The 14211-nt window shown below is 62.6% G+C and carries 15 protein-coding genes; 4 read left to right on the plus strand and 11 right to left on the minus strand.

Translation table 11 applies throughout. The annotated features are described in order from the left end of the window. Positions 1 to 28: 28 nt before the first annotated feature. Positions 29 to 679: a tRNA adenosine(34) deaminase TadA gene (gene tadA / locus U4Y88_RS14680; protein WP_321784759.1), complete on the minus strand. Its 651-nt coding sequence runs from the start codon at positions 677 to 679 to the stop codon at positions 29 to 31. Beyond that, the gene (locus tag U4Y88_RS14685) at positions 676 to 1080 is read right to left on the minus strand and encodes a DnaJ family domain-containing protein (RefSeq protein ID WP_224007775.1); all 405 of its coding nucleotides are present in this window, start codon (positions 1078 to 1080) and stop codon (positions 676 to 678) included. Before U4Y88_RS14685 ends, tadA begins: the two co-directional genes overlap by 4 nt. A 113-nt stretch (positions 1081 to 1193) precedes the next feature. Here U4Y88_RS14685 and U4Y88_RS14690 point away from each other — a divergent pair, with 113 nt between their 5' ends. Next, positions 1194 to 1520, plus strand: coding sequence for a hypothetical protein (locus U4Y88_RS14690; RefSeq protein ID WP_321784761.1), 327 nt, complete (start codon positions 1194 to 1196; stop codon positions 1518 to 1520). A 56-nt stretch (positions 1521 to 1576) separates the two neighbouring features. On the opposite strand, the gene U4Y88_RS14695 is transcribed toward U4Y88_RS14690, so the two are convergent. Together U4Y88_RS14695 and U4Y88_RS14700 are read right to left on the minus strand one after the other, a co-directional pair. Next, positions 1577 to 2773: an amino acid aminotransferase gene (locus U4Y88_RS14695; protein ID WP_321784763.1), complete on the minus strand. Its 1197-nt coding sequence runs from the start codon at positions 2771 to 2773 to the stop codon at positions 1577 to 1579. Positions 2774 to 2836: 63 nt separating this feature from the next. Continuing rightward, positions 2837 to 4249: an amino acid permease gene (locus tag U4Y88_RS14700; protein ID WP_224007753.1), complete on the minus strand. Its 1413-nt coding sequence runs from the start codon at positions 4247 to 4249 to the stop codon at positions 2837 to 2839. A 254-nt stretch (positions 4250 to 4503) separates the two neighbouring features. Here U4Y88_RS14700 and U4Y88_RS14705 point away from each other — a divergent pair, with 254 nt between their 5' ends. Then, complete coding sequence (locus U4Y88_RS14705; protein ID WP_224007749.1) at positions 4504 to 4977, plus strand: Lrp/AsnC family transcriptional regulator; 474 nt, start codon at positions 4504 to 4506, stop codon at positions 4975 to 4977. A gap of 422 nt (positions 4978 to 5399) precedes the next feature. Here the strand turns inward: U4Y88_RS14705 and U4Y88_RS14710 are convergent, their stop codons facing one another. From U4Y88_RS14710 to guaB, 5 genes are all read right to left on the minus strand, one after another. Next, the gene (locus tag U4Y88_RS14710; RefSeq protein WP_321784765.1) at positions 5400 to 5918 is read right to left on the minus strand and encodes a hypothetical protein; all 519 of its coding nucleotides are present in this window, start codon (positions 5916 to 5918) and stop codon (positions 5400 to 5402) included. Continuing rightward, a complete protein-coding gene (locus U4Y88_RS14715) occupies positions 5915 to 7192 on the minus strand; it encodes a DUF262 domain-containing protein (RefSeq protein WP_321784767.1) in 1278 nt (425 codons plus the stop codon). The genes U4Y88_RS14710 and U4Y88_RS14715 overlap by 4 nt, the downstream gene beginning before the upstream one ends. Before the next feature lie 179 nt (positions 7193 to 7371). Continuing rightward, positions 7372 to 8955 (minus strand): glutamine-hydrolyzing GMP synthase, encoded by a 1584-nt coding sequence (gene guaA, locus U4Y88_RS14720; RefSeq protein ID WP_224007740.1) that lies wholly within the window; start codon positions 8953 to 8955, stop codon positions 7372 to 7374. 189 nt (positions 8956 to 9144) lie between these two features. After that, positions 9145 to 9843 (minus strand): hypothetical protein, encoded by a 699-nt coding sequence (locus U4Y88_RS14725; RefSeq protein WP_321784769.1) that lies wholly within the window; start codon positions 9841 to 9843, stop codon positions 9145 to 9147. A 6-nt stretch (positions 9844 to 9849) separates the two neighbouring features. After that, entirely contained in the window at positions 9850 to 11310 is a 1461-nt protein-coding gene (guaB, locus tag U4Y88_RS14730) for an IMP dehydrogenase (RefSeq protein WP_224007735.1), read from the minus strand. Between the two features lie 359 nt (positions 11311 to 11669). On the opposite strand from guaB, the gene U4Y88_RS14735 reads away from it, so the two are divergent. After that, positions 11670 to 12716 carry a DMT family transporter gene (locus U4Y88_RS14735; protein ID WP_321784771.1) on the plus strand — a complete coding sequence of 349 codons (1047 nt, stop codon included), beginning with the start codon at positions 11670 to 11672 and terminating at the stop codon, positions 12714 to 12716. 131 nt (positions 12717 to 12847) lie between these two features. Here U4Y88_RS14735 and U4Y88_RS14740 read toward each other — a convergent pair whose 3' ends face one another. Then, positions 12848 to 13180: an RnfH family protein gene (locus U4Y88_RS14740; RefSeq protein WP_321784773.1), complete on the minus strand. Its 333-nt coding sequence runs from the start codon at positions 13178 to 13180 to the stop codon at positions 12848 to 12850. Continuing rightward, complete coding sequence (locus U4Y88_RS14745; RefSeq protein ID WP_224007726.1) at positions 13177 to 13620, minus strand: type II toxin-antitoxin system RatA family toxin; 444 nt, start codon at positions 13618 to 13620, stop codon at positions 13177 to 13179. Before U4Y88_RS14745 ends, U4Y88_RS14740 begins: the two co-directional genes overlap by 4 nt. A gap of 102 nt (positions 13621 to 13722) precedes the next feature. Between U4Y88_RS14745 and smpB the strand changes: the two genes are divergently transcribed. Next, positions 13723 to 14169 carry an SsrA-binding protein SmpB gene (smpB, locus tag U4Y88_RS14750; RefSeq protein WP_224007723.1) on the plus strand — a complete coding sequence of 149 codons (447 nt, stop codon included), beginning with the start codon at positions 13723 to 13725 and terminating at the stop codon, positions 14167 to 14169. Positions 14170 to 14211 lie beyond the last annotated feature (42 nt).

A 14211-nucleotide genomic window follows, 5' to 3' on the forward strand; every position in this document is an offset into this window, starting at 1 on the left:
TGAGGCTCGCCGGGCTGCGGCGAGCGGGTCAGGACGGGGTGTCGTCGGACGGTGCGGCGGTGGGGTCGGCAGCTTCGGCGGCCTGCTCCGCCGCGGCGCGACGTGCTTCGCGGCTGGCGCGGCGGCGCTCGGCGAAGAACGCACGCAGCGCGTCGCCGCATTCCGTTTCGAGCACGCCGCCCATCACGCTCGTGTGGTGGTTGAGCTGGTCGTTCGAAAAGGCGTCGACGACACTGCCGCACGCACCCGTCTTCGGGTCGCGCGCGCCGTACACGACGCGCGAGATGCGGGCGTGCATGATGGCGCCCGCGCACATCAGACAAGGTTCTAGGGTCACATAGAGTTCGCAGCCGGGCAAGCGGTAGTTACCCAGCGCGGCGCCGGCTGCGCGCAGCGCCGCCATTTCGGCGTGCGCGGACGGATCGTGCGTGCCGATCGGATGATTGAAGCCCGTGGCGATCACTTCGTCGCCGCGCACCAGCACCGCGCCGACCGGCACCTCGCCCGCCGCGCGCGCCTCGTCGGCGGCGGCTTGCGCGAGGCGCATGAAATGGCGGTCGCGTTCGGTGACGGGATCGGGTTGAGGTAGGACGTGAGGATCGGCTGCGCCAGCCGGTTCGGCGCCGACGCCCTCCTGTGGCGTCTCGTCGGGCGGCGTCGCGCCCGGAACGATGCTCACGCGGCGCCCGCTGCGAAGCCGCCCTCGCCCGCCGCGCGTTCGGACAGGCGTTCGGCGATACGGCGGCGGTACTCGTGCGGCACGACCATCGGCCCGCCGCGCAGCGACTCCAGCGCCATGTCGAGCGCGAGCATGCGCGCGCGCAGGCGGCAGCGCGCGGCTTTGTTGTCGCCGACCTTGGCGAGTTCTTCCTGGAGATCGCGCAGCGCGCGCAGTTGTTCGACCGCGGGCGGCACGAAACCGGCGTTCTTCAGGATGCGGTTCGCGACCCGGACGTCTTCGGGCACGAACGGGTCGTCGTCGAGTTCCTGGGGCGCTCCGGCGCCATCCAGATCGTCGAAGTCACCGCGCGCAGCTGCGGCGGCAATCCGTTGTTCGACGAGGGCATCAAGCAATTTCATCGGCAATCCACTACGTTGCGGCCCACGCATTCTATCAGGGTAAGACCTGGAAGACCGTCGCCGTCTGTCGTGGGACACGTCAAGCTCTTACAGGTTGACAGACGGTCGGTTTGATGCGAAGCGCATTAAATCAGACGAAGGTCGCAAAACCGGAAAAGTCCGATGGCGCAAAGACTTCGCGCAGCGTTAGTGTCGTCGATCAGGCACGCGCTTGGCGCGCCCCTCGCTCTACGTTCTCTGGTGCGCACAACATGAAAAAATCCGGAAGTTTCGATGACAATTCGGCGAGAAATCGCGCGGCGCTCGCGCGCAAGGCGCGTCTTGCCGCGATCTGCCTGCTGATGGCCGTCAGCCTGAGCGGCTGCGGCGTGTTCTGTGGCGCGGCGGGCGGCAGCGGTGGCGGCGTCGCCGGCGGGTGTGGAGCCGGTATGCGGTTCTAAAAAAGCAAAGGCCCCGCTTGCACGGGGCCTTGCCTTGTCTGGACGAGCGCCAGTGCTTAGTCCTTCAACACCTTGCCGACCGCATCGACCACGACGCTCACGTTCTTCTCATTGAGCCCGGCCACGCACATGCGGCCCGAACGCAGGATGTACACGCCGAACTCTTCCTTGAGCCGATCGACCTGCTCCGCGCTCAGCCCCGTGTACGTGAACATGCCGCGCTGCTTGACGTAGCGCTCCAGCGCCTCGCCGCTCACATGCGCCTTCAGGCCGTCGTGAATCTTCACGCGCATGCGGGCGATGCGTTCGCACATCGCCGCCAGCTCGGTTTCCCACGATTGCTTGAGTTCCGGCGTCGAGAGCACACGCGTGACGATCTTCGCGCCATGCGTCGGCGGATTGCTGTAGTTCGAGCGCACTGCGCCCGTCAGCTGGCCGAGCACGCGGTCGGCAGCCGCCGCGTCTTCGCAGATCACGTGCAGACCGCCGCAGCGCTCGCCGTACAGCGAGAAGTTCTTCGAGAACGAATTCGCGACCAGCGCCGGCACGCCACGGCGGCCCAGCTCGCGCACCGCGAACGCGTCGGCGTCGAGGCCCGCGCCGAAGCCCTGATACGCCATATCGACGAACGGCAGCAGATCGCGCTTTTGCAGCACGTCGATCAGCTGCACCCACTGCGCGTCGTTCAGATCGACGCCGGTCGGGTTATGGCAGCACGCGTGCAGCAGCACCACGCTTTTCGCGGGCAGCGCGTCGATGGCCGAGAGCATCGCGTCGAACTTCAGGCCGCCCGTTGCTTCGTCGTAGTACGGATACGTGTTCACCTCGAAGCCCGCGCGCTCGAAGATGAAGCGATGGTTTTCCCACGTCGGATCGCTGACCCACACCTGGCTTTGCGGGAAATAGCGCTTGATGAAATCGGCGCCGACCTTGAGCGCACCCGAACCGCCGAGCGTCTGCACGGTCGCGATGCGTGCCGCCGCGCGCGACGGATTCTCCGCGCCGAACACGAGCGCCTGCACGGCGTCGCGATACTGCGCGAAACCGGCCATCGGCAGATACGGCTTCGGACCCGGCTCGTTGAGAATCGCCGCTTCGGCCGCGTGGACGGCCTGCATCACGGGCAAACGGCCGTCATCGTCGAAATAGATGCCAATGCTCAGATTGACCTTGTTCTGGCGCGGATCTTTCTGGAAGTTCTCGTTGAGCGAGAGGATCGGGTCGCCGGGATAGGCATCGATGTGATCGAACATGACGGTTACTTTTTCGTTGATGGGCAGGTTACGAAGTGGCCAGTATGGTACGACGTGCGCGGCTTATCGCGTCGACACACTGCCTTGCAGCGCGGGCGCCGCGCCACGGCGCCAGAAACGATACGCAGCGGCGAGCACGCCCAGCCACACGGGAATCAGATACACGGAAATCCGCAGATCGGGAATCAAATACATTACAACGAGAATGGCCCCGAGGAACACCAGGCACAGGTAATTCGTGAACGGATAACCGAGGCTCTGGAACGCCGTCGTCGCGCCCGCGCGTGCTTTCTCGCGGCGGAATTTCAGGTGAATCAGGCTGATCATCGCCCAGTTGATGATGAGCGCCGACACCACGAGACCCATCAGCAGTTCGAAGGCCTTGCCCGGCATGAAGTAGTTGATCAGCACGCAGGCCGCGGTCGCGACCGCCGTCACCGCGAGCGCCGCCAGCGGAATGCCACGGCTGTTCACCTTGAGCAGCGCACGCGGCGCGTTGCCCTGCTGCGCGAGGCCGTAGAGCATGCGGCTGTTGCAGTACACGCCGCTGTTATAGACCGAGAGCGCCGCCGTCAGCACGACCACGTTGAGCACGTGCGCGACGAGATTGCTGTTCATCGCGTGGAAGATCAGCACGAAGGGGCTGCCGCCCGCCACGACCTTTTCCCACGGATAGAGCGAGAGCAGCACGGCGAGCGCGCCGACGTAGAAAATCAGGATGCGATAGATGACCTGGTTGGTCGCTCGCGGGATGGTGTGCGAGGGATCGTCGGCTTCGGCGGCGGTGATGCCGACCAGTTCGAGACCGCCGAACGAGAACATCACGACGGCCATCGACATCACGAGGCCCGAGACGCCGTGCGGGAAGAAGCCGCCGTGACGCCAGAGATTCGACACGCCCGCTTCCGGCCCCGCCGAACCCGAGAGCAGCAGCCAGCCGCCGAACGCGATCATGCCGACGATGGCCAGCACCTTGATGATCGCGAACCAGAATTCGAGCTCGCCGTACGATTTGACGCTCGCGAGATTGATGCCGTTGATCACGACGAAGAAGCCGAGCGCCGAAACCCATGTCGGCAGAGTCGGCCACCAGTAATGCATGTAGATGCCGACCGCCGACAGTTCGGCCATGCTCACGAGCACGTAGAGCACCCAGTAGTTCCAGCCGGAGAGGAAACCGGCGAACGGACCGAAGTATTTATCGGCGAAATAGCTGAAGGAACCGGCGACCGGCTCGTCGACGACCATCTCGCCCAGTTGCCGCATGATGAAGAACGCGACGACGCCGGCAATCGCATAGCCGAGCAGCACCGAGGGACCGGCCGTCTGGATCGTCTGCGCGATGCCGAGGAACAGGCCCGTGCCGATCGCGCCGCCCAGCGCGATCAGCTGAATGTGACGGTTCTTGAGACCGCGCTTGAGGTGGCCGTTCGCGTCCTGCTGACCGCGTGCGCCGCTTGTATCGTGGGAAACCATGTCTCTTCCTGTCTTTTCTTTATCGATGCGCCCGCGAGGTGTCCGGTTGGGCACCCTGCGCGACCGCGCGAAATAAAATTGCGCGCGCAACCTTCTGCGCTGGCGCGCTTCCGAGTCCGTCAGCGGTAACCGACAGGCCCGTCAGGTGCGCCCAGTGTATAGGCGACGGGGAAAAATATGATTTCATCTGATACGCAGGCAAACCCTGATTGGTACAATTTCGTTTCGCATTGAACTTATCTTGAGCAAGAAAAGTGCAGAACATCACCCTCGACCCCATCGATCTGCGGCTGCTCGCCGCGCTCCAGGAGCACGGGCGCGCCTCGAACCTCGAACTCGCCGCCGCCGTGAAGCTCTCGCCGGCCCAGACGCTCAGACGCCATCGGCGCCTCGAAGAACTGGGCGTGATCAAGCGCTACGAGACGCGCCTCGACCCGCAAGCGCTGGGCTTTGGCGTGGTCGCATTCATTCAGGTGACGATGGAGCGCGGGCACATGCGCGAACTCGTGAAATTCAAGGAGCTCGTCGCGAAGCTGCCGCAGGTGCAGGAGTGCTATTCCGTGACCGGCGATATCGACTATGTACTGAAAGTGGTGGCGCGCGATCTCAAGGCGCTGTCCGAATTCCTGCTAGACACGCTCATGCGCGCGCCTGGCGTGAGCAGCGTGCATTCGATTGTCTGCCTCGATGAACTCAAGGGTACGAGCGCGATGCCGTTGGAGGCGTGAGCGGAGCGTGAAGCGGGCTCGCTGGGGATAAGTCCAGTGCGGATACGCAATTTTATCTCATTTGCATCCCGCATATGAGGGAACATTGCGTTTCTGGCTGAGAGAGTGCCTGTATCTTAGCAATTGAATCAAATTGCACGGTAGATGGAGCGACCGCTCCAAATCCGTCAAAAACAAAAACCCGCGTCAGATCAAAATCTGAGCGCGGGCGTCACGGTTTGTTGCTGAAGGCCTTGCTAGACGACGTTAGCCGGAGATCCCAGTTTGTTATTCAATAGCGAAGTTGGGGGCGGCAACGAACCGCATTACAGCCTTCGTGTAAGCGGCAATGTGCGTACAGCCCTTTCATCTGGCGCAGTAACGAGAAAAAGGCGTGGAACCCGCCACACGCCACATGCACGCCAATCGCAGCCCAACATTCTTCATCTGAAACGCTCGAACAGCGCGCCCATGTGCTCAGGAAGAACATCTTTATTTTGTGCGCCATGCCGTTCCGGCCATTTCCCCCCCAAATGAGAGGGGCCGTCCTGACCGAGGACCTCGAAGACGAAGACAGTTTTATCGTAATACTGTACGCACTTGAGGTGAGAGTTTACGTAGGACTTTAGAGGCTCTGAGAGTGCAGAACGACCAACGCGATCGGTAATATCTTGGAACATCTCGTCAAGACTCTTGCCAGCGTGCTTCGCTTCGTGCTCCACCCCAGTCACATGGAAACCGTTGAAGGATTGCGGTTGGCATTTAAAGATTTTCTGCACCCTAGCGGCAGTCTGCGCATTCTCCGCAACGCCGACTATCACGTAGCCTTTGTGGCCCTTGCCGATGTTGGCAATGGCGGCGCAGGTTTCCATGATCTTGTCGAAGGCGCTTTCATCAAACGACGGAGTTTGCTTAAGCGCGTAAAAGCCCTGCTTGAAATCATAGGCCGCCTGCTCGGTCATTGAATTGGTAAGCAGATTCTGGAACTTAGTGACCCAATGCACCTTGGCTGGATCAGGGTTTTTGTCATCTTCGAAGTAACTTTGAATCCAACCGACGACGGAGTCGATGGTCCTACTGCGGTTCTCCGCCCCCATCTCCCACCGTCCTGGACCTGGATATTCTTTCCGCAGTCCTTGAGCCTCCTGATCAAACCGGCACTGTCCGACACCACCATGCTCTTCTTGACGATCAAGTCGTGAAGGGCGAGGAAAACAGCTTGAAAGTAGCGAGGTACCGGGTTTCCTCCGTTCCCGCTCGGGAAGATCAGCCCAGTGAATGTTGTGTTGGCCTGACTGAGAAGCAGTACCATGGCGTCCTGCACGCGTTGATAGTCTAAATCAACGAGTTCAGGGCTTCGCTTTCGAACAGCCTGATCGATACCATCGAAACGCGCCTGACTGGTAGCGGTGCTCGGAAATGTCGCGCCGTAATAGTCGTCAAAAAGCTCTGTACGTGAGGCAACGGGTTCATCCGAGACCATATAAGCGACGATGTCGGCAACCATCTCCTCATCGCGGCTCTGGCGAAGCTGATCCTTTGTCAGGATACCGTTGACGACCCAAAAGACACTGTCAGCGCTGATACCGTAATCTAGCTCTCTGTTCGTGATGCTAATCTTGCGCATCTCAGCCAATAGCAGCAAGTCGGTGTTCGACGTGTCGCCACGCACCCGTGCGGAGATCTTGCGGATGCACTCGGCGAACGCATTCGTCGCCCCTGCTGCCCGGAGTTCCTGCCGAGAGAGCTGGCGTCCGCCAGAATTGATCCGCCGAAAGACCTCCTCAACCGACTCTCTACGCGCGGCCTCGTAAATTGAGAGAGGCACTGGATAAGAGGCGATTGCAAGACAACGATCTCGATCGAGAATCGGCGTTTTCTGCGCAATTACCTTGCGATCCAACAGGTCCTTCGTCGTCGCAAATGTATTCAGATCGAAGTAGCAACCATCGACCGAGAAGTCATTACCAATAAACGACGTGATGGCGTTCATACGCTGCATCCCATCAATAATCTCAAGAGTCCCATCCTGCCGCCCAAGAGGCTCCGCGAGCAAGATAATAGGGATCGGGAACCCCTGTATTATAGAATCGATAAAACTCTGCTTTTCCTCGATGGTCCAAATCAACTTGCGCTGATATTGCCGATTCACGACGTATTTATTATCTTGGAAGTTGATAAAAACCCGTTCCACCTGTTCGCCGCGAACGATTAGTTCCTGTTGTGCCGCTGCCATTTTCCTCGCCTTCCTAAGTTTTAGCCTCTTGTCGCACGAATTGACATGGTAAACGATCTGGAATTCCAACGCGGCCCTCGCAGCGCTGGCAACTCCTATTCTCCGAAAAAAAGCCCGCAAAATTGCGGGCTTAGGTGTGTTTTACTGCTAGGTGGTGCCGGTACGTGCTAGACGTCCAATCACTCCCACTCAATCGTCGCAGGCGGCTTACCCGAAATGTCGTACACGACACGGTTGATGCCGCGCACTTCATTGATGATGCGGTTCGACACATGGCCGAGCAGTTCATGCGGCAGATGCGCCCAATGCGCCGTCATGAAGTCGAGCGTCTGCACCGCGCGCAGCGCGACGACGTACTCATACGTGCGGCCATCGCCCATCACGCCCACGCTCTTGACCGGCAGGAACACCGCAAACGCCTGGCTCGTCAGCTCGTACCACGACTTGCCGGTTTCCTTGTCGATGGTGTTGCGCAGCGTCTCGATGAAGATCGCGTCCGCGCGGCGCAGCAGGTCCGCGAAATCGCGCTTCACTTCGCCGAGGATACGCACGCCCAGACCCGGGCCCGGGAACGGATGGCGATACACCATGTCGTGCGGCAGACCGAGCTTCACGCCCAGTTCGCGCACTTCGTCCTTGAACAGTTCGCGCAGCGGCTCGAGCAGCTTCAGGTTCAGCGTTTCCGGCAGACCGCCCACGTTGTGGTGGCTCTTGATCGTGTGCGCGCCCTTCTTGCCCTTGCCCGCCGACTCGATCACGTCCGGGTAGATCGTGCCTTGCGCGAGCCACTTCGCGTCCGTGAGCTTGCCCGCTTCGGTCTGGAACACTTCGACGAACTCGGCGCCGATGATCTTGCGCTTCGCTTCGGGATCGGTCACGCCCGCCAGCTTCGACATGAACGCCTGGCTCGCATCGACGTGAATCACTTTCACGCCGAGGTTGTCCGCGAACATCGACATGACCTGTTCGGCTTCGTTCAGGCGCAAGAGGCCGTGATCGACGAACACGCAGGTTAGCTGGTCGCCGATCGCGCGATGCAGCAGCGCCGCCGCCACCGACGAATCCACGCCGCCCGACAGGCCGAGAATGACGTGTTCCTTGCCGACCTGCTTGCGGATCGCCTCGACGGCTTCGTCGATGTAGTGACCCATTTCCCAGTCGGCCTTCGCGTTACAGATGCCCAGCACGAAGCGTTCGAGCATCGCGCGGCCCTGCACCGTGTGCGTGACTTCCGGGTGCCATTGCAGGCCGTAGAAGTGACGCGCCTCGTCGGCCATCGCCGCGATCGGGCACGATTCCGTCGACGCCATCAGCTGGAAGCCCGCCGGCATTTCGATGACCTTGTCGCCGTGGCTCATCCACACCTTGAGCATGCCGTGGCCTTCGGCCGTACGGAAATCTTCGATGCCGTTCAGGAAGCTCGTGTGATTGCGCGCGCGCACTTCGGCGTAGCCGAATTCGCGCAGGTGGCCGCCGTCGACCTTGCCGCCGAGCTGCTCGGCCATCGTCTGCATGCCGTAGCAGATGCCGAGCACGGGCACGCCCAGCTCGAACACGGCTTGCGGCGCGCGCGGCGTGTCGGTTTCGGTGACCGAATTCGGGCCGCCCGAAAGGATGATGCCCTTCGGTGCGAATTCGCGGATGAACGCGTCGTCGACGTCATACGGATGGATTTCCGAATAGACATTGGCTTCGCGCACGCGGCGCGCGATCAGCTGGGTGACTTGCGAACCGAAGTCGAGGATCAGGATTTTGTCGTGCATGGCAGCGGACGAGACCTCAAAAAGAACGGATACAGAAAGCCGCGCGCTGGCTGAGCATGGCGCGCGGCAAGAATTTTTCGGACCGGGGCGCGGAACCTTGCCGCCGTGGAGCGGCGCGGTTCGGGCGGACTGTCGGGCGTGCTACAAGGCGTACTGCGTCTGTCGAAACGGTGGCCGGGTGCGCGCGGCTTAGCCACGCAGCGGCGGCCTCGGTGCGTCGGCGGCTTCGTCTCGCGCGGTGACGCGCGCATCCGCCGCTTCGGCTGCATCGGCGGCTCCAGCCACCGGATGCGATGCCGTTGCCGTGGTCGTCGTGGTCGTCGTTGTGACACCCGGCGCCACGGGCTCCGTCACCACCGGCTCGACGGCAGGCGCCGCCTTCTCGCGCGCGAACACCGGCTTCGCGTAGACCACCGGCTCGTCGCGCCGGGCTTTCGCCGCAGCGCGCGCTTCGCGCTCCTGCGCGGCGGCTTCGGAAGCCAGCACGCGATCGCGTTGCTTCACCGCGCCCGCGAGACGCGCACCGCCGAGACCGACGATGATCAGCCAGACCCCGACCGCACCCGCGACCAGTTGCCCGAAGCCCGTGAGCCGCGGCTCGTGCAGACCGATCAGCCAGACCAGCATCAGCACGCCCGCAATCCAGATGACGTGCCCTGCCGTACGGCCGACCGAGGCGGTCATGGCGCCATCGATCGCCCCACGCAGCGCGAGCCACGCGAAACCGATCAGCACCACGCCGAACGCCTGTCCGATGAGCGCCGGCTGCGCCTGCACCAGTTGCAGCGCGTTGTACAGCGAGGTCCACGGCGTGAGCAAAAACAGCACGCCGAAACCCAGCAACGTCAACGCATCGACAATCAGTACTATGCGCAGCAGCGGCTTCATCGGGGCTTAGTCCACGTGGTAGTTGGGCGCTTCCTTCGTGATCTGCACATCGTGCACGTGCGATTCGTTCAGGCCGGCACCGGTGATCTGCACGAACTCCGCCTTCGTGTGCAGTTCGTCGATCGTGCGGCAACCGCAGTAGCCCATCGAGGCGCGCACGCCGCCGATCATCTGGAACAGGATCGCGTTGATCGGGCCCTTGTAGGCCACACGGCCTTCGATGCCTTCCGGCACGAGCTTGTCGATGTTCGCCGAGTTGTCCTGGAAGTAGCGGTCTGCCGCGCCGTCCTTCATCGCGCCGACCGAGCCCATGCCGCGGTACGACTTGTACTGGCGGCCCTGGAACAGGAACACGTCGCCCGGCGATTCTTCGGTGCCCGCGAACATGCTGCCCATCATCACGGCGTTCGCGCCAGCGGCCAGCGCCTTCGACACGTCACCCGAGTAGCGCACGCCGCCGTCGGCGATGCACGGCACGCCGGTGCCCTTGAGGGCTTCCGCGACATTCGAGATTGCCGTGATCTGGGGCACGCCCACACCCGCGACGATACGCGTCGTGCAGATCGAACCCGGGCCGATACCGACCTTCACGCCGTCCGCGCCATACTCGACGAGCGCGCGCGCGGCATCCGCCGTAGCGATGTTGCCGCCGATCACTTCGACATGCGGGAAGTTCTGCTTGACCCAGCGAACGCGCTCGAGCACGCCCTTGCTGTGGCCGTGCGCCGTATCGACGACGATGACGTCGACGCCGGCCTGCACCAGCAGTTCGACACGTTCCTCGTTGTCCGGGCCGACGCCGACGGCCGCGCCCGCGCGCAGCTTGCCGTGCTCGTCCTTACAGGCGGCCGGGTGCTCGGTCTGCTTGGTGATGTCCTTGACGGTCATGAGGCCGCGCAGTTCGAACGCGTCGTTCACGACCAGCACGCGCTCGAGGCGGTGGCTGTGCATCAGCGATTTGGCGTCGGCCAGCGGCGTGCCTTCCTTGACGGTGACGAGGCGCTCGCGCGGCGTCATGATCGAACGCACGGGTTCGTCGAGACGCGTTTCGAAGCGCAGGTCGCGGTTCGTGACGATACCGACGAGTTGCGCGCCTTCCACGACCGGGAAGCCCGAAATGCCATGCTGCTGCGAGAGCGCGATGACATCGGCGACCTTCATCTGCGGCGGCACGGTGATCGGATCGCGCACGACGCCCGACTCGAAACGCTTGACCTTCGCGACTTCGCGCGCCTGCTCGGCCGGCGTGAGGTTCTTGTGGACGATACCGACGCCACCCTGCTGCGCCATGGCGATTGCCAGACGGCCTTCCGTGACGGTATCCATTGCGGCCGACACGAGCGGAATGTTCAGGGAGATATTGCGGGTCAGCCGGGTCTTCAGGCTGGTGTCGCGCGGGAGAACGTCGGAGAAGGCGGGAACGAGGAGCACGTCATCGAACGTGAGTGCTTTCTGGATCAGACGCATGGCAAATCCTATAGGCGCAAAAGCAGATTATACGGGATACCGCCCTGGAAATCATCAGTGCCTACAGTAGCTTAGCGCCGAATTTGGGATTTCCGCGAAGTTTTGAACGGGTGCGGCGGTGGCCTGGCCTTCGCGGACGCATCGCGAATTCGACCCGAATTTCATCGCGCGCCACCTTGCCTGCGCATCGCACTCACCTGCCCCCGGGGCGCCGCCCGGAACGCCCATGCAGGATTGAACAAGACGCGCGCGCCCCGCCCCGCTATCCTGACGCCTGTTCTGTGCGGCCATGCGGGCCGCCTGTGCGCCAGGAGGCGCAATCAAGCGCAATGAAGCGATGTGAAGCGGAGGCAAGTGAAATGCAGCGTGGTGTGTTGTACGGCGTATTGGCCGGGGCGTTATGGGGAACCGTCTTTCTGGTGCCCCGGCAATTACCGGAGTTTTCGCCGCTGCTGCTGAGTGCCGGGCGCTACGTGATGTACGGGCTCGTCTCGCTCGCCGCGCTGATGCCGATGCTGCGCCGCGTCTGGCCGCGCATCACGCGCGCGGATCTGATCGCGCTCGTCAAGCTCGCGCTGATGGGCAACCTGCTCTATTACCTCTTTCTCGCCAGTGCGATCCATCTCGTGGGCATCGCGCCCGCCTCGCTGATCGTCGGCGTGCTGCCGGTGACCGTCACGTATCTGGGCCGCGGCGACCACGGCGCCGTGCCGCTTTCGAAGCTCGTCTGGCCGCTCGTGATGATCGCGGTCGGCATCGTCTGCATCAACGTGGATGTGTTCACGGCAGCTGGCGCGTCGGACCACGCGAGCGTGCTGACCAAGATCGCCGGGCTCGGCTGCGCGGTCGGCGCGCTGATCTGCTGGACCTGGTTCGCGGTCGAAAACGCGCGCTATCTGCAGCGCAACGACCACTTCGGCGGCAATGAATGGTCGGTGCTCTGGGGCGTGGTCACGGGCGCGCTCGGCGCTCTGCTGTGGCTCGTGATTCTCGTGCTGCCGTCCGGCTCGGTGCAGGAAACGGTCGCCGACGGCCGCTGGGCCACGTTCTGGCAACTCAACCTCGTGCTGGCGATCGGCGCATCGTGGCTCGGCAACGGGCTCTGGAACGCGGCCGCCAAACGCCTGCCGCTCACGCTCTCCGGGCAGATGATCGTGTTCGAGACGCTGTTCGCGCTGCTCTATGGCTTCATCTACGACCACCGCCTGCCGCGCCCGCTCGAAATCGCGGCCATCGTGCTGCTGATGGCGGGCGTGAGCTGGTCGGTCCGCCAGCACGCGAGCGGACCGGAAGACACCGCGCACGGCGACGGCATCGTGCCGGAAGGCGATCTGCCGGGCCTCGGCGGCGATTCGGGCACGCACACGCCCGGCAACGGCAGCGAGCGACGCCGCAAGACGGCCTGAGCGCCCGCCTCAGCGCGGAATCCTCAGCGCGGCGTTCACGGCGAAAACGCTCGCCCAAAAGCATTCGGCGCGGTCCATCAAACGATGGCCGCGCCGAATTTTTATCGGTCACACTAAAAACGCCGGAGCGCTCAGCGCGAATCCTTGTTCTGCCACTTGCGCCCTTCGATGGAGCCTTCCTTGCGCGTCTTGTCGACGCGGCGCTGGCGCGCGAGCTTGGGATCGACGAGCAGCGGACGGTAGATTTCCACGCGGTCGTGGTCGGCGAGCACCGTGTCGAGCGCCTTGAGCTTGCCGTAGACGCCCACCTTCTGTTTCGTCAGATCGATCTCGGGATGGCGCGCGAGCACGCCGCTCGCCTCGATGGCCTGCTGCACCGTCGCGCCCGGCGCCAGCTGCACGCCGATGAGCGTCTGCGTATCGGGCAGCGCGTAGCAGACGTCGATGGAAAGTGTCGCGCTCATACCTTGTTCTTGCCGTAACGCTGGTCGGCACGCTTGACGAACGAATCGACAAAGGTGTTCGCGATGTGATGGAACACCGGCCCGATGATCTTCTCGAGAATGATGTTAGAAAACTCGTAGTGCAGCGAGAATTCGATCTTGCAGGCGTCGGCGCGCAGCGGCGTGAAGCGCCAGGAGCCCGTGAATTTCTTGAAAGGGCCGTCCGTGAACTCCATATCGATACGCTCGGGGCGCGTCTGCGTGTTGCGGGTGGCGAAGTGCTGCTTGATGCCCTTGAAGTTGATGTCGATCTTCGCCTCCATGCCGGTTTCGTCCTTGCGACGAACCTCGACGCCGCCGCACCACGGCAGGAAGTTGGGATAGTCGTCGACGTCGGTGACGAGGTCGAACATCTGTTCCGCCGAATGGCGAATCAACACGGTTTTCTGGACATCCGCCATAAATTGCGCAATGCGAGGCAAGGGTGAAAGCGCGACGGGCTTTCGCTGGCCCGCTTTGCTAAAATCCTAATTTTACAAGAGTTGGGCCTTTTCCATTTTCCTATGAGCATCATCGACAACAGAAAAGCGTTCTTCGACTACTTCATCGAAGAGCGCTACGAGGCGGGGCTCGTGCTCGAAGGATGGGAGGTCAAGGCAATGCGCGCCGGGCGGGCCCAGATCAAGGAAGGCTACGTCGTGATCAAGGACGGCGAGCTTTACCTGATCGGCACGCACATCAGCCCGCTGCCGGAGGCCTCGACGCACATCAATCCCGATCCCACGCGCACGCGCAAGCTGCTGCTGCACCGCGAGCAGATCGACAAGCTGATCGGCAAGATCGAGCAGCGCGGCTTTACGCTCGTGCCCCTGAATTTTCACTACAAGGGCGGCCGCGTGAAGTGCGAAATCGGCCTCGCGAAGGGCAAGAAGCAGCACGACAAGCGCGAAACCGAGAAGCAGCGCGACTGGCAGCGCGAAAAGGCGCGCCTGATGCGCACGCCGACGTAAGCGATCAGCAGGCGCATTCCGGTTCCCTGCGTTCGGATGCAA

Origin of the sequence: Paraburkholderia sp. J94 (assembly GCF_905220285.1) — a bacterium.
Taxonomy (GTDB): Bacteria; Pseudomonadota; Gammaproteobacteria; order Burkholderiales; family Burkholderiaceae; genus Paraburkholderia; species Paraburkholderia tropica_A.

What these genes read in the sequence shown, in the direction of transcription:
- smpB (WP_224007723.1), top strand. Translation starts at nt 13,723, where the DNA reads ATGAGCATCATCGACAACAGAAAAGCGTTCTTCGACTACTTCATCGAA.
- U4Y88_RS14740 (WP_321784773.1), bottom strand. Translation starts at nt 13,180, where the DNA reads ATGAGCGCGACACTTTCCATCGACGTCTGCTACGCGCTGCCCGATACG.
- guaB (WP_224007735.1), bottom strand. Translation starts at nt 11,310, where the DNA reads ATGCGTCTGATCCAGAAAGCACTCACGTTCGATGACGTGCTCCTCGTT.
- U4Y88_RS14715 (WP_321784767.1), bottom strand. Translation starts at nt 7,192, where the DNA reads ATGGCAGCGGCACAACAGGAACTAATCGTTCGCGGCGAACAGGTGGAA.
- U4Y88_RS14745 (WP_224007726.1), bottom strand. Translation starts at nt 13,620, where the DNA reads ATGGCGGATGTCCAGAAAACCGTGTTGATTCGCCATTCGGCGGAACAG.
- U4Y88_RS14685 (WP_224007775.1), bottom strand. Translation starts at nt 1,080, where the DNA reads ATGAAATTGCTTGATGCCCTCGTCGAACAACGGATTGCCGCCGCAGCT.
- U4Y88_RS14700 (WP_224007753.1), bottom strand. Translation starts at nt 4,249, where the DNA reads ATGGTTTCCCACGATACAAGCGGCGCACGCGGTCAGCAGGACGCGAAC.
- guaA (WP_224007740.1), bottom strand. Translation starts at nt 8,955, where the DNA reads ATGCACGACAAAATCCTGATCCTCGACTTCGGTTCGCAAGTCACCCAG.
- U4Y88_RS14710 (WP_321784765.1), bottom strand. Translation starts at nt 5,918, where the DNA reads ATGACCGAGCAGGCGGCCTATGATTTCAAGCAGGGCTTTTACGCGCTT.
- U4Y88_RS14735 (WP_321784771.1), top strand. Translation starts at nt 11,670, where the DNA reads ATGCAGCGTGGTGTGTTGTACGGCGTATTGGCCGGGGCGTTATGGGGA.
- U4Y88_RS14690 (WP_321784761.1), top strand. Translation starts at nt 1,194, where the DNA reads ATGCGAAGCGCATTAAATCAGACGAAGGTCGCAAAACCGGAAAAGTCC.
- U4Y88_RS14725 (WP_321784769.1), bottom strand. Translation starts at nt 9,843, where the DNA reads ATGAAGCCGCTGCTGCGCATAGTACTGATTGTCGATGCGTTGACGTTG.
- U4Y88_RS14695 (WP_321784763.1), bottom strand. Translation starts at nt 2,773, where the DNA reads ATGTTCGATCACATCGATGCCTATCCCGGCGACCCGATCCTCTCGCTC.